This window comes from Ruegeria sp. SATB027, assembly GCF_059613825.1.
The window spans coordinates 187,742-201,337 of sequence record NZ_JBXWTH010000040.1 but is presented as its reverse complement, the minus strand read 5'-3'; the positions used below and the strand labels follow the sequence as shown (position 1 = coordinate 201,337).

General features: G+C 57.7%; 12 protein-coding genes. 8 read left to right on the top strand and 4 right to left on the bottom strand.

Going from position 1 to position 13,596, the window contains the following annotated elements; genetic code table 11:
• Nucleotides 1–69: 69 nt before the first annotated feature.
• Nucleotides 70–1,350 carry an MFS transporter gene (locus tag AC2FPW_RS11320; RefSeq protein WP_496813748.1) on the top strand — a complete coding sequence of 427 codons (1,281 nt, stop codon included), beginning with the start codon at nucleotides 70–72 and terminating at the stop codon, nucleotides 1,348–1,350.
• Between the two features lie 25 nt (nucleotides 1,351–1,375).
• Here AC2FPW_RS11320 and AC2FPW_RS11315 read toward each other — a convergent pair whose 3' ends face one another.
• Both AC2FPW_RS11315 and AC2FPW_RS11310 read right to left on the bottom strand, forming a co-directional pair.
• Entirely contained in the window at nucleotides 1,376–2,065 is a 690-nt protein-coding gene (locus AC2FPW_RS11315) for a nitroreductase family protein (RefSeq protein ID WP_496813746.1), read from the bottom strand.
• 27 nt (nucleotides 2,066–2,092) lie between these two features.
• Nucleotides 2,093–2,986 carry a LysR family transcriptional regulator ArgP gene (locus tag AC2FPW_RS11310; RefSeq protein WP_496813744.1) on the bottom strand — a complete coding sequence of 298 codons (894 nt, stop codon included), beginning with the start codon at nucleotides 2,984–2,986 and terminating at the stop codon, nucleotides 2,093–2,095.
• 87 nt (nucleotides 2,987–3,073) lie between these two features.
• On the opposite strand from AC2FPW_RS11310, the gene AC2FPW_RS11305 reads away from it, so the two are divergent.
• The 6 genes from AC2FPW_RS11305 (at nucleotide 3,074) to AC2FPW_RS11280 (ending at nucleotide 8,999) form a co-directional block, all read left to right on the top strand.
• Nucleotides 3,074–3,673, top strand: coding sequence for a LysE/ArgO family amino acid transporter (locus AC2FPW_RS11305; RefSeq protein WP_496813743.1), 600 nt, complete (start codon nucleotides 3,074–3,076; stop codon nucleotides 3,671–3,673).
• A gap of 40 nt (nucleotides 3,674–3,713) precedes the next feature.
• A complete protein-coding gene (locus AC2FPW_RS11300; RefSeq protein ID WP_496813741.1) occupies nucleotides 3,714–4,622 on the top strand; it encodes a DMT family transporter in 909 nt (302 codons plus the stop codon).
• Between the two features lie 83 nt (nucleotides 4,623–4,705).
• Entirely contained in the window at nucleotides 4,706–5,278 is a 573-nt protein-coding gene (gene betI, locus AC2FPW_RS11295) for a choline-binding transcriptional repressor BetI (RefSeq protein ID WP_267365208.1), read from the top strand.
• Nucleotides 5,275–6,783: a choline-sulfatase gene (gene betC / locus AC2FPW_RS11290; protein WP_496813740.1), complete on the top strand. Its 1,509-nt coding sequence runs from the start codon at nucleotides 5,275–5,277 to the stop codon at nucleotides 6,781–6,783. The genes betI and betC overlap by 4 nt, the downstream gene beginning before the upstream one ends.
• 66 nt (nucleotides 6,784–6,849) lie before the next feature.
• On the top strand, nucleotides 6,850–8,508 hold the full coding sequence (gene betA / locus AC2FPW_RS11285; RefSeq protein ID WP_496813738.1) for a choline dehydrogenase: 1,659 nt from the start codon (nucleotides 6,850–6,852) through the stop codon (nucleotides 8,506–8,508).
• A gap of 251 nt (nucleotides 8,509–8,759) precedes the next feature.
• A complete protein-coding gene (locus AC2FPW_RS11280) occupies nucleotides 8,760–8,999 on the top strand; it encodes an HP1242/YdcH family protein (RefSeq protein WP_209504591.1) in 240 nt (79 codons plus the stop codon).
• A 74-nt stretch (nucleotides 9,000–9,073) separates the two neighbouring features.
• Here AC2FPW_RS11280 and AC2FPW_RS11275 read toward each other — a convergent pair whose 3' ends face one another.
• Nucleotides 9,074–10,474 carry a helix-turn-helix domain-containing protein gene (locus tag AC2FPW_RS11275; RefSeq protein ID WP_209504590.1) on the bottom strand — a complete coding sequence of 467 codons (1,401 nt, stop codon included), beginning with the start codon at nucleotides 10,472–10,474 and terminating at the stop codon, nucleotides 9,074–9,076.
• 63 nt (nucleotides 10,475–10,537) lie between these two features.
• Nucleotides 10,538–11,743: a multidrug effflux MFS transporter gene (locus AC2FPW_RS11270; RefSeq protein ID WP_480582913.1), complete on the bottom strand. Its 1,206-nt coding sequence runs from the start codon at nucleotides 11,741–11,743 to the stop codon at nucleotides 10,538–10,540.
• A 183-nt stretch (nucleotides 11,744–11,926) separates the two neighbouring features.
• On the opposite strand from AC2FPW_RS11270, the gene AC2FPW_RS11265 reads away from it, so the two are divergent.
• Nucleotides 11,927–13,459: an acyl-CoA carboxylase subunit beta gene (locus AC2FPW_RS11265; RefSeq protein WP_496813737.1), complete on the top strand. Its 1,533-nt coding sequence runs from the start codon at nucleotides 11,927–11,929 to the stop codon at nucleotides 13,457–13,459.
• Nucleotides 13,460–13,596: the final 137 nt, after the last annotated feature.

The following is a 13,596-nucleotide window of genomic DNA, read 5'->3' as shown; positions in this document are numbered from 1 at the left end:
TGGCTGAAACAGTCGATGCGCTTAGGCTGAAAGTGGCGGAAATCCAGGAAACACGAAGACACAGTACTAATGACATCCGAAACTTCCGATCGAACCAAGCGCAACGTGCCCGTCCTAGCCGGGCAAAGTATCCTGTCTCAGGTCGCGTGGACGCTCGGCAGCCCGTCGGTTGTTTTACCGTTTCTAGCCGTTTCCTTCGAGTTGCCGATGTTTGTGGCGGGGGCGCTGGTGTCGGTGCGGATGGTCGGTTGCTTGATTGCGGATTTCTTTCTCGCACAACCCGTTGCGGCAAGAAGCAAGAAGAAACGTGCGATTGCGTTGACCGAAGCGGTCATTGGCGCCTGTCTGGTTCTGGCAATCGCTGCGGCCGCAACCGGGGCTGTCCCATTGATCGCGGTGGTTTTCCTGTCTGTGTTTTTGGTGATCGGGCTTGTCAGCGAAGTGCAGACCCTGATGCTTACGGATCTGCTCGGGGACCACGTTCAGGCGCGTTCGCGCATGGTCATGCAATACCTGCAGCTTGGTGCTGGGGGGCTATGTGCCATTGGCCTTGCGTTGCTGGTGCATCAGATCACCAAGGATAATCCACCCTTTTCGCGCCATTCAGTCATGATTGGCGTTTCGGTTTTATTCTTCCTTCTGTCGGGTCTGTTCATGCTGGCGATGACGGAAACCGTGCGTGAGGGTGCACCGACGACGCCGCAGAAGTCCGAAAGGGGCATTTCGATTAAGGCGAATATCAAGGGTATTCTGGACATGTTCGAATACCAGTGGTTCCGGCGGTATATGATCATGCGTCTGCCCTTGGTTGCTGTGTCGCTGTCTGTTCCGTTCTTCGCTCTCATCGCCGCCGAAGCGCATCACAGCTCGACACAGGGATTGACCGCGATGATCGTTTCTTCCGCCTCGGGATATCTTGTTTCGGGCCCTCTGTGGCAAATCATCAACATGAAATCCCATCGTGCGGTCATGGTGGTCGGGACATTGATGGTCGCCGCAACAGGCAGTGTCCTTTTGGTGTTCCACTATTTGGGCATCGACCATCAGGTTCACTTGCATGCAATTGCACTGTTCATTGTCACCGTTGCGGTGACCGGGATCAGCAGTGCGCGCAAGCTCTATTTTCTGGATGTAGCACCCAAAGAGCAGCGGGTGCGGGGATCGGCGGCGGTCAAGGCGTTCGCGCGTTTAACCGCGGTGTTGTTGTCTGCGGGCCTTGCCGCTGTCGCCCATTTGCACGAGGTCGCAATGGCCGTCGCATTCATCGTCGTCGCCAGTCTGGTGTCCTGCATAAACTGCTACCGCATGATGCAACCAGAACGGAAAAAGGCGGAACAGCCCTCGAATTGAGTTTTCGGCGAGCGTGGCGAAAGCCTCAGAAAAAGGATGAAATCTCTTCCAGGGGTTTCTTGAGTTTTGCCACAGCAGGCACAGTCGCGTTTTCTGACGGATGCCCCACTGCAATAATCATGGTTGGTTTTTCCGACGCGGGCCGGTCCAGCGCGTCGTTCAGAAACCGCATCGGGTTCGGGGTGTGGGTCAGGGTGCTGAGGCCCGCGTGATGCAGCGCGGCAATCAGAAAGCCGGTGGCAATGTTTACACTCTCCGGGACGTAGTAGTTCTTGTACCGCGTTCCATCCTCGAATTGCCCCCAGCGCTGGGCAAAAACCACGATCAGCCAAGGGGCGATTGTCAGATGTTCTTTGACCGCGTTGGTGCCGATGGGCTCCAGTGCCTTGATCCATTCATCCCCGGCGCCACCTGCGTAGAACCGGCGTTCTTCTTCTTCGGCTTCTTCCCGGATGCGGTGTTTAAGGGCAGGGTCCGAGATGGCTGCAAAATGCCAGGGTTGGTGATTGGCGCCCGACGGGGCGGTGCCCGCGGTGTGCAGGCTGGATTCGATTACCTCACGGGCAACGGGGCGGGGGCTGAAATCCCGGACAGTGTGACGCTGACGCATCTTTTCGTAAAACGCCTGCGCCGCGCCCAGCATGTCTGCATCGCTGATGTCGCACCGGTCCGGCAGGGGAATCGGGTCATAGCCAAGAGCGTCACGTGAGAACATCGGTTCCTCCGAAAATGTCGTGTTTGTTTAGCTGCTTTGAGGCGGAAGCAAAATTCGTTCTGAGGCACGTTTGACAGCCTGGGTCAGAGGTTTGAGCGCGGGCGCAAGAACACGCCCAACCTGCCAGCTCAGCGCGACATCCAACGGCGCATCGGGCACGATGGGGCGCAACAGCCCTTGTTTCAAAACCTCCAGCACCAGAGCCGCGGGGTTCATGCCCCACCCAAGCCCGGCAATCGCCGCGTCCACAAATCCGTGTGAAGAAGGCAGGAAATGAGACGGGGGGGAAAGGCGTTTGCCAGTGTGCTGAACAATCCATGCCCTTTGCAGCCCGTCCTTTTGGTTGAAAACCAGGCAGGGTGCCTTGCCCAGTTCTGCCTCGGTCACTTTGTCCCGAAACCAGGTGTTGATGAATTCCGGGCTGGCCGTTGGCAGGTACCGCAACACGCCCAATGGGATCGCGTCGCACCCGGTCACTGTCTGGCCGCCAACGGTGACGGCGGCGCTTACCTCGCCCCGCCGCAGCCAGTCTGCGGAGTGATCCTGATCGTCGATCACCAGATCGAACAGCATGTCAGGCACCTGCGCCATCGCATCAACAAACCAGGTGGCCAGACTGTCTGCCGGTACGGCAATGCGGACGCGGGCGGACCGTGGTCCCTGCTCCAGCGTAAGCTCTCGAACCAGCTGTGCCTCAAGCAGTCCGACATCTTCCGCGTAACGGGCGATGCGCAGCCCGGCGGGCGTTCCGGTGCAAGGGGTGCCCCGATGTATCAGGGTGGCTCCAATCCGATCCTCAAGCGCCCTGATCCGCTGGGATATCGCCGAGGGCGTCACCGCCAGCTCTGCCGCAGCCGCATCAAAGCTGCCATGACGCAGAATGGCAGACAAAGCGGACAGGTGAAGAGGATCCAGCAACATTAGTCAAGCTTAACTCGGGGTAACATCTTTAATTTGATAGATCGCACCAACGGCCTTAGTCAACGTCTTGCAATAGCAGGAAGTCCCATGCCCACGTCCATGATCGCCGGTTTCGCGCTGGGTTTCAGTCTGATCCTCGCCATCGGGGCACAGAACGCCTTTATTTTGCGACAGGGGTTGCGGCGTGAACATGTGTTTCTTCTGTGCCTGACCTGCTCAATGTCTGACGCGGTTTTGATTGTTGCAGGCGTCACAGGGTTCGGGACTCTGGCCCATTCAGCCCCTTGGTTTGAACCTGTACTGCGATTTGGCGGGGCCGCTTTTCTGACGTGGTATGGGCTGCGCAGCTTCGGGTCTGCCTTGCGGGGTGGCGCGGTGTTGGAAACGGGCAACGGCCAGCGAACCAGCCTTAAAACCGCAATGCTTACCGTTCTCGCCTTCACCTGGCTGAACCCGCATGTCTATCTGGATACAGTGGTTCTGATCGGCTCAATCTCGGCACAGTATGATGACCGGGTCGGATTTGCCATCGGGGCGGTCACGTCCAGCTTTGTCTTCTTCTTTTCACTTGGATACGGCGCAGGTGTTCTGTCTCCGGTGTTTGCGCGCCCGCGCGCCTGGCAGGTGCTGGATGCAGTGATTGGGGTCGTAATGCTGGGTATCGCACTGAAACTTGTTGTCATGTGAAGGGTTGTTCCCGGCAGGGTTTCGGTGTTCAACCTAAGCCATGACATCGCTTGCCGTTTCGTCGCGCCCGCTTGCCGGTATGTTCTGGATGTTTGCCGCCGGGCTGTCCTTTGTTGTGATGACCGCATTGGTCAAATCTCTGGGCACGACGATGAATCCGATCCAGGCCGCATTCCTGCGTTATGCGCTGGGATTGGTGTTTCTGTTACCGGCCTTGCGGTCGATCATGGCGACCCGGCTGACACCCCGCCTGCTGACGCTGTTCGGTTTGCGCGGTGTAGTACACGCGATTGCTGTCATGCTTTGGTTCTTCGCCATGACACAAATTCCCTTGGCCGAAGTCACTGCGATGAACTACATGACGCCGGTTTATGTCACCTTGGGTGCAGCCCTGTTTCTGGGCGAGAAGCTGGCTTTTCGCAGGGTCGCCGCGATTCTGGTCGCTTTGGTGGGCGTGCTGGTCATCCTGCGCCCCGGGTTTCGCGAGGTCTCACAAGGCCACCTTGCCATGCTCGGAACGGCCCTGATGCTAAGCGGGTCCTATTTGCTGGCCAAGCTTCTTGTCCGTGACGTGCCGCCTTCGGTTGTCGTGGCGCACCTTTCCATCTGGGTAACCATCGCCTTGATCCCCTTTGCGATTGCCGTCTGGACCCGGCCCAGTATGCAAGAACTCGGGGTTCTGTTTCTGGTGGCCAGCTTTGCGACCGCAGGTCATTACTTCATGACATTGGCGTTGCAGGCCGCGCCTGTGGCCGTCACACAACCCGTCACATTCCTGCAGTTGATCTGGGCCACGCTTGTGGGTGCAGCGATCTTTCACGAAAGTGTCGACCTATGGGTTGTGGCTGGCGGAACCCTGATACTGGGCGCAGTAAGCTTCATCTCATGGCGCGAGTTCATGTTGAACCGGCGGGACTTGACGCCTCCCAGTATTGCGCCGAAGCTGTAACAAGACATCTCAGTGTTTACATTGATTGACGAGTCAATAAAAACATCCTAGCTTGGTCGCATGACACCTGTATGGGGAAAGCGATGCCAAAAGTTGGAATGGAGCCGATCCGCAAGGACGCGATTGTTCGAGCGACGATTGCTGAACTGGGTGTCAAGAAATCCCTGGATGTAACCGTCAGCCAGATTGCCAAACGCGCGGGCATGTCCAGCGCACTGGCACACCATTATTTTGGCGGAAAGGATCAGATATTTCTGGCAGCAATGCGTCAGATCCTCGCCGACTTCAGCGACGAAGCCAGGGCCCAGTTGAAAGCGGCCAAACCGGGCAATCGGGCAGAGGCGATTATCCACGCCTGTTTTGCTCCCTCGTGTTTCACACCTGACGTGATTGCCGCCTGGATGACCTTTTACGTGTTGGCGCAGACCAATAGTGACGCGCTGCGTTTGTGGCAGATCTATCAGGCGCGCATAAGATCGAACCTAGTCCACGCCCTGCGTCCCAGGATACAGGATCCGGTTGAGGCAGCCGAGAACATGATTGCCCTGATTGACGGGCTCTATATTCGCGCAGCGCTCAGCGCCCCGGAAGAACCGCAACTGGCCGTGAACCACGCAATGCGCGTGCTCGATACTCTGCTCGAGGCTGAAAAATGACAAAACCGAACATTCTGATCCTGATGGTGGATCAGCTGAACGGAACCCTCTTTCCCGACGGTCCCGCTGACTGGCTTCATGCTCCGAATCTGAAGAAACTGGCCGAACGATCGACCCGGTTTGCCAATGCCTACACGGCGTCGCCCTTGTGCGCGCCGGGGCGGGCCAGCTTCATGTCCGGTCAGTTGCCCTCACGCACCGGCGTCTATGACAACGCGGCCGAGTTTCGCAGCGACATCCCCACATACGCACATCACCTGCGTCGCGCGGGCTATTACACCTGTCTGTCAGGCAAAATGCACTTTGTCGGGCCGGACCAGATGCACGGGTTTGAGGATCGCCTGACAACTGATATCTACCCGGCCGATTTTGGCTGGACACCGGACTACCGAAAGCCGGGTGAGCGGATCGACTGGTGGTATCACAACATGGGGTCGGTGACCGGCGCGGGTATTGCCGAGATTTCCAACCAAATGGAGTATGATGACGAGGTCGCCTATAACGCCAAGGCCAAACTGTATGACCTTGCGCGCGGCAAGGATGACCGCCCATGGTGCGTGACGGTCAGCTTCACCCATCCGCATGATCCCTATGTCGCCCGGCGCAAATACTGGGACCTCTACGAGGATTGCGAGCATCTGCTGCCTGAAATCGCTGATATTGGCTATGAAAACCAGGATCCTCACGCCAAGCGAATCTTCGACGCCAATGACTGGCGTAGCTTCGACATCACCGAGGAAGACATTCGCAAGTCCCGCCGTGCCTATTTCGCCAACATCACATATCTCGATGACAAGATTGGTGAAATCCTCGAAGTGCTGGAAACGACACGGCAAGAGGCGATCATCCTGTTCGTCTCGGATCACGGTGACATGCTGGGTGAACGGGGCTTGTGGTTCAAAATGAACTTCTACGAAGGCTCGGCGCGCGTTCCTTTGATGATTTCATCCCCGGACTTGCCTGCGGGGCGGATCGATACACCGGTTTCCACCATTGATGTCACACCCACGCTCGGGGCGCTGGCAGGCGTTGACATGGCCGAGATCGCCCCATGGACGGACGGCGAAAACCTGGTGCCGCTGGCGCAAGGCGGTGAACGAACCGCACCTGTGGCCATGGAATACGCGGCCGAGGCATCGTATGCGCCGCTGGTGTCGCTGCGCTATGGCAAGTGGAAATACAATCGATGCGCGCTGGACCCGGATCAATTGTTTGATCTCGTGGCAGACCCGCATGAGCTGACCAATCTGGCAGACAGCCCCGAACATGCGGGCACGCTGCAAACCCTGCGCGCAAAGTCCGAGGCCCGTTGGGATTTGGAGCGCTTCGACGCGGATGTCCGTGCCAGTCAGGCGCGACGCTGGGTCGTGTACGAGGCACTGCGGCAAGGCGGATATTACCCATGGGATTATCAGCCGCTGCAAAAGGCGTCCGAACGCTACATGCGCAATCATATGGATCTGAACATCGTCGAGGAAAACGCCCGGTTCCCACGCGGCGAGTAACCTCTTCATCTTTTTAAAAATACTCCCGCCGGAGGCGTCATACCCGGCGGGCGAGGAGTTGTGAATATGGAAGCAGATTTTGTCATCGTTGGCGCAGGGTCCGCAGGCTGCGCAATGGCATATCGTCTGAGCGAAGGTGGGGCCTCGGTCCTGGTGATCGAGCACGGTGGCACCGACATGGGGCCGTTTATCCAGATGCCTGCCGCGCTCAGCTATCCGATGAACATGTCGCGCTATGACTGGGGATATCAGTCCGAGCCCGAACCGCATCTGAACAACCGCCGTCTGGCCTGCCCGCGCGGCAAGGTGATCGGCGGGTCGTCGTCGATCAACGGCATGGTCTATGTGCGCGGTCACGCACGCGATTTCGACACCTGGGCCGAGATGGGGGCTGACGGTTGGTCCTATGCGGATGTGCTGCCCTATTACAAACGCATGGAGACATGGCATGACGGCGGCCATGGGGGCGATCCGGCCTGGCGCGGCACTGACGGCCCATTGCACGTGTCGCGCGGTCCCCGCGCAAACCCACTGTTTCAGGCCTTTGTCGATGCAGGCCAGCAGGCGGGATACGAGGTCACCGGCGACTATAACGGAGAAAAGCAGGAAGGCTTTGGCCCGATGGAGCAGACCGTCTGGAAAGGGCGGCGCTGGTCGGCGGCAAATGCCTATCTGAAGCCCGCGCTCAAACGCGACAATTGTGATATCGTGCGGGGTCTTGCGTCTCGGGTTGTTATGGAAAGCGGTCGCGCCACTGGTGTGGAATTGATCCGTGGCGGCAAGAAAGAGATCATCAAGGCCCGGCGCGAGGTCGTTCTGGCTGCGTCCTCGATCAACTCGCCCAAACTGCTTATGCTGTCTGGTATCGGCCCGGGCGCACATCTGGCGGAACATGGGATCAACGTCGTTGCGGATCGTCCGGGGGTGGGTGCGAACCTTCAGGATCATCTGGAGCTGTATATTCAACAGGCTTCGCTACAGCCGATTACGCTCTACAAGCACTGGAACCTGTTCAGCAAGGGTCTGATCGGGGCGCAATGGCTGTTTACCAAGACAGGTTTGGGCGCATCGAACCAGTTTGAAAGCGCGGCATTCATCCGGTCTAAGCCGGGTGTGGAGTATCCTGACATTCAGTACCACTTCCTGCCGATCGCAGTTCGCTATGACGGACAGGCGGCGGCAGAGGGGCACGGGTTCCAGGCGCATGTCGGCCCGATGCGGTCCCCGTCACGCGGGGCGGTCACATTGCGATCTACGCAAGCCGCAGACGCGCCGGTGATCAAGTTCAACTACATGAGCCATGAAGAGGATTGGGAAGACTTCCGCACCTGTATCCGGCTGACCCGCGAAATCTTTGGACAAAACGCTTTCAAACCCTATGCGGGCAAGGAAATTCAGCCGGGTGCCGCTGTGCAAACCGATGAAGAGCTGAACGCCTTTATCGCGGAACATGCTGAAAGCGCCTATCACCCCTGTGGCACCTGCCGGATGGGGCGTGCGGATGACAAAGGTGCGGTGGTCGATCCCGAGGGTCGCGTCATCGGCGTGGACGGGCTGCGCGTCGCGGACAGTTCGATTTTCCCGCAGATCACCAACGGCAATCTCAACGCGCCCTCGATCATGGTGGGCGAGAAAGTATCGGATTCTCTGCTGGGCAAAGACCCGTTACCCAAGGCCAATGATCGCCCGTGGATCCACCCCGGCTGGGCAACCGCGCAGCGATAATGATACTTAACTGCTCCCGGTTGAATACGCTGTTCAGCGCTAGCCGGGGGCATATTAGGAAAAGGTTCAGCGTTCTTGTCCAGATAAGGGTGAGCCACATTTCAGCACAACTTGCCCTCTGCACGGCAGGATGCGCGTGGCGCTTTATTGAAATTCGCGGGATTATTGCGGGTAGTTGATCCCGGTCAAAGCGAAAGCCCGGTCACGCTTCTATCACTGGTTTGCAACGACACATGAAGGAGCGAACAGAGATGTCTCACACCCCGCATGAACTGGCCGAAGAGTTTCCGGACAAAGTTGAACTGATGAGCCAGCTCAAGCAGTCGGATGCGCATTTCGCCCGGCTGGCCGATGAATATCATGAGGTCAACCGCGAAGTGCACCGCGCCGAAACCAATGTCGAACCCATGGAGGAACTGGCCGAGGTTGACCTGCGCAAAAAACGCGCGGCGCTGAAGGATGAGATCTGGGCGATCCTGTCCAAGGCTTAAATTCATTGGCGGGGGCTATGCCCCCGTCGTGCCCAGAGACGTGACGCTGATAGGGCTTAGTCGCCAGACCAAGATCAGGTCACTTCATAGGGCAGGGTGCCGCGAATATGGGTGTCGATGCTTAGACGGCGTTCCAGCGGCGGAACCGAACGCTGGTGACAGGTTTGCCGCTCGCAGATGCGGCAGGAAATTCCAATGGGCTCGTAAGCGCTGGCATTGTTGATGTCGAGGTTATCAGCATAAACAAGCGCCGGGGCATGGCGGACCTCGCACCCCAACGCAATGGCGTACCGTCTGACGGGCGCACCAAACGAGCCCCCCGATTTTGAGACATCCCGCGCCAGCGAGATATAGCGAACGCCATCTGGTGTTTCCGCCAGCTGTCGCAGGAAATGCCCGGGCGTTTCAAAAGCCCGATGCACGTTCCAAAGCGGGCAAGCGCCACCAAAGCGTGCAAATTGCAGGCGTGTGGCCGAGTGCCGCTTGGTGATCGTCCCCGCCTGATCAACCCGGACGAAGAAGAACGGGATACCCTTGGCGCCGGGACGCTGTAGTGTCGACAGCCGATGTGCAACCTGCTCGACCGACGCCCCGAACCGGTTGCTGAGCAGCTCCAGATCGTGACGCTCTTCCTGAGCAGCAGTCAAAAACGCGGTATAAGGCATCAGAGAGGCACCAGCGAAATAGTTGGCAAGACCGATCTTGGCGATGGCGCGGGCTTCGTCACTTTGGAACTTGGCGAAATCCAGCGTCGCCTCCAGCAACTGGTCCTGACTGATCAGCGCGACCTGTAACAGAAGCTGGAACACCTGCGTCTGCGGCGCTGCACGGGAGGACAGGCGCAAAATTTTGCTGTCGACATCATAAGCGCGCAAGGGGCCCATATCTGAAAAAACCACCTGAATTCCGCGTTCTGAAAGGCTGCTCAGGGCGGCTTGCCGGATACCGCCGGGGCCGTCGGCGCGGTTGGCAAACAGTTCCGCTGCCCTGTCCACGGCGTCGATGTAGTTGTCGCAATAGTGGAAGAAATCACGCACTTCTTCCCACGGGCTGGCCTGAATACGTGCATCTTCACGCCCCAAAGCCTCGTCCAGCGAGGCAAGTCGTTCATGTGTCTGCCGGTAAGTTTTGTGCAATTCGATAAACGCGCGCGCCAGGGCCGGGGCGTTGGAAGCTGTCAGGCGCAGATCGGCCAGAGGGGGCTGTATGTCGGCAAAAACAGGATCGGCCAGCGCCTCGCGCATGTCTGAAACAAGACGTTCGCTGTCGCCGGTGCTGAGTTCGGTAACATCCATTCCGAATTCCTGCGCCAGAGCCAGCACAACCGTGGTCGAGATCGGCCGGTTGTTGTTCTCCATCTGGTTCAGATAAGGCAGTGAAACGCCCAGTTTGGCGGCAAATTCGCGCTGCGTCAGGGTCAGGCGCGTACGCATTTCGCGCAGTTTCGCGCCCGCATAGAGCTTTTGGGTGGCCATAGGGTGCCTTTGCAAGTTTTCCAATTTCCGAGGTTAACTTTGCAAAGTCATTGGGGCAAGCGGTTACAGCCCCAATTGTCGTTCTCTTCGTACGACAGTTGAAATTGCGACGATCGCCAGAACGGCTGTTGCCAGCATCAGCCAAAGCAGCGGCATCGCGCCGGTTTCACGTGTCAGCAAGGCACCTGCTAGCGCACTCAGCCCGGCGCCGCCGCCCAACATGATGGCCCCACTCAGGCCCGAGGCGGTTGCAGCCAGTTGAGGGCGCACTGATAGCGCGCCCGAAGTTGCGTTGGGGATGACCATGCCATTACCGACGCCCACAAATGTCATGAACCCAAAGAAACTGAGTGCGGTTCCGCGGTCCGCTAAAAACAGCAATGCCGATACAGCTACGCCAAACGCATTGAGCAGGCTTCCCCACAAAACCATGCGGTTCACGCCGAACCGCACTGAAAACCGCCCGCTCATGAAGTTGCCAACAAAATATCCAACCGCAGGTGCGCCAAAATAAATACCAACCTGCGCCGCGCTCAACCCGAACAATTCTGTGCCAATGAAAGGTGCGCCGCCGAGATAGGCGAAAAACGAACCGGATGAGAAGGCACAAGCCAGTGAGTATCCCCAGAACCGTGGCGAGGTCAGAAGTTCGGGGTATTCCTTGAATTGCTGGACAAGCGTTTTGCCGCTCTTTGCCGATGTTTCCCCAAAGTCCGAATAGGTCAGTGCCATAGTCAGCAAACCTACGGCAAAGGGCAGCCAGAAATTCGCTTTCCAACCAAAACTCACTTCCAGCAAGCCGCCGATGGCAGGGCCAATCATCGGAACCACGGCCATGCCCATCGTTACATAACCGATCATTGAGGCAGCTTGGTCCTGATCGTACATGTCCCGCACCGCAGCGCGGCTGAGAACCATACCGACGACCACAACAGCCTGACACATCCTGAACGCCAGAAAAACCGTGGCATTGGGGGCGAAGATGCACCCAAGGGTCGCTATCAGGAACAGGCCAAGGCCCCACAATAAAACTGGTCTGCGACCTGCCTGATCCGCAATTGGACCTATGAGAATTTGCAGAATGGCATTGATCAGCAGATAAAGCGCAATCGACAGCTGCATGACCTTGTAATCGGTTTCGAAATACTCGGCCATGTTTGGCAGGCTGGGCAGAAACAGGTTCATGCTCAGGGCGGACAGGCCCGAGAGTAAAACAAGCGTCGCCAATGTGGGCGGTGTGCGGTGGACCGCGTCAGAGCTAAACTGCATGGTTCACATGTATAGCCATGGATTTTCGGATTGCCAGCCATTCGCAGAACTGCTTATAAAAATTCGCAGTTTTGCAGTTATCCAAATTACTGTTGCTGAAATTTTGCAAATTTGCCGAAAATAGCTTTGGATGAGCGGCCCAAGCAGGTAGGGTCCGGGCAAATTTATAAGGGGATAGTCGTCATGAAAGACATTCTTTCCGAATTGGAAGACCGCCGCGACAACGCACGCCTGGGCGGTGGGCAGAAACGGATCGATGCCCAGCACGCGCGCGGCAAACTGACCGCACGAGAACGGATCGAACTGCTGCTGGACGAGGGCAGCTTTGAAGAGTTTGACATGTTCGTCAGCCATCGCTGCACCGATTTCGGAATGGAAAAACAAAAGCCTGCGGGTGACGGCGTCGTCACCGGCTGGGGTACGATCAACGGGCGCATGGTTTATGTGTTCAGCCAGGATTTTACCGTCTTTGGCGGATCGCTGTCGGAAACCCATGCTCAGAAGATTTGCAAGATTATGGACATGGCGGTCCAGAACGGTGCGCCGGTGATTGGCATCAACGATTCGGGCGGCGCGCGCATTCAGGAAGGTGTGGCTTCGCTGGCGGGGTATGCCGAAGTGTTCCAGCGCAACATCATGGCCTCGGGCGTGGTGCCGCAGATCAGCGTTATCATGGGCCCTTGTGCGGGTGGCGCGGTGTACAGCCCGGCAATGACCGACTTTATCTTCATGGTCAAAGACACCTCTTACATGTTCGTGACCGGCCCTGATGTGGTGAAGACCGTAACCAACGAAGTGGTGACTGCCGAGGAACTGGGCGGGGCTTCGACCCATACCAAGAAATCCTCGGTCGCTGATGGCGCGTTCGAAAACGACGTCGAAGCTTTGGCCGAGGTGCGGCGCCTGGTGGACTTTCTGCCCCTCAACAACCGCGAAAAGCCGCCCGTGCGCCCGTTCTTTGACGAGCCCGGCCGGATCGAGGCTTCGCTGGACACTCTTGTGCCAGAGAATCCGAACACGCCCTACGACATGAAAGAACTCATAGCCAAAGTGGCGGACGAGGGCGATTTCTATGAAATTCAGGAAGATTTTGCCAAGAACATCATCACCGGGTTCATCCGGCTGGAAGGTCAGACCGTAGGCGTCGTCGCAAACCAGCCGATGGTGTTGGCCGGGTGTCTGGATATCGACTCGTCGCGCAAGGCTGCGCGCTTTGTGCGCTTCTGCGACTGCTTCGAAATCCCGATTCTGACACTGGTCGACGTTCCTGGCTTCCTGCCGGGAACAAGCCAGGAATATGGCGGCGTCATCAAGCATGGGGCCAAGTTGCTCTTTGCCTATGGTGAGGCAACCGTGCCGAAGGTGACGGTGATTACCCGAAAGGCTTATGGCGGTGCTTACGACGTTATGGCCTCCAAGCATTTGCGCGGTGATTTCAACTATGCCTGGCCCACCGCCGAAATTGCGGTCATGGGGGCCAAAGGGGCGACCGAGATCATTCATCGCGCCGATCTGGGGGATGCCGACAAGATCGCATCGCATACCAAGGATTACGAAGACCGATTTGCAAATCCCTTCGTGGCAGCCGAGCGCGGTTTCATCGATGAGGTGATCATGCCGCATTCGACCCGCCGTCGTGTATCCCGGGCATTTGCCAGCTTGCGCGGCAAACACCTGAAGAACCCGTGGAAAAAGCACGACAATATCCCGCTGTGATCCATCTAGGAGCGGGATGGCCCGCCCCGCTCAATCTTTGACCGTCACAGCGGTTCCGAGGCTGAAACCCCCTCAAATTGAGGCGGAATTGACAAAAACCGGCAAATAGTTGAATGATCCGACCCGTCAGACATAGA

Coding starts and splice junctions, on each gene's coding strand:
- AC2FPW_RS11320 (WP_496813748.1), top strand. CDS start 70: ATGACATCCGAAACTTCCGATCGAACCAAGCGCAACGTGCCCGTCCTA.
- AC2FPW_RS11315 (WP_496813746.1), bottom strand. CDS start 2,065: ATGTTCTCACGTGACGCTCTTGGCTATGACCCGATTCCCCTGCCGGAC.
- AC2FPW_RS11310 (WP_496813744.1), bottom strand. CDS start 2,986: ATGTTGCTGGATCCTCTTCACCTGTCCGCTTTGTCTGCCATTCTGCGT.
- AC2FPW_RS11305 (WP_496813743.1), top strand. CDS start 3,074: ATGCCCACGTCCATGATCGCCGGTTTCGCGCTGGGTTTCAGTCTGATC.
- AC2FPW_RS11300 (WP_496813741.1), top strand. CDS start 3,714: ATGACATCGCTTGCCGTTTCGTCGCGCCCGCTTGCCGGTATGTTCTGG.
- betI (WP_267365208.1), top strand. CDS start 4,706: ATGCCAAAAGTTGGAATGGAGCCGATCCGCAAGGACGCGATTGTTCGA.
- betC (WP_496813740.1), top strand. CDS start 5,275: ATGACAAAACCGAACATTCTGATCCTGATGGTGGATCAGCTGAACGGA.
- betA (WP_496813738.1), top strand. CDS start 6,850: ATGGAAGCAGATTTTGTCATCGTTGGCGCAGGGTCCGCAGGCTGCGCA.
- AC2FPW_RS11280 (WP_209504591.1), top strand. CDS start 8,760: ATGTCTCACACCCCGCATGAACTGGCCGAAGAGTTTCCGGACAAAGTT.
- AC2FPW_RS11275 (WP_209504590.1), bottom strand. CDS start 10,474: ATGGCCACCCAAAAGCTCTATGCGGGCGCGAAACTGCGCGAAATGCGT.
- AC2FPW_RS11270 (WP_480582913.1), bottom strand. CDS start 11,743: ATGCAGTTTAGCTCTGACGCGGTCCACCGCACACCGCCCACATTGGCG.
- AC2FPW_RS11265 (WP_496813737.1), top strand. CDS start 11,927: ATGAAAGACATTCTTTCCGAATTGGAAGACCGCCGCGACAACGCACGC.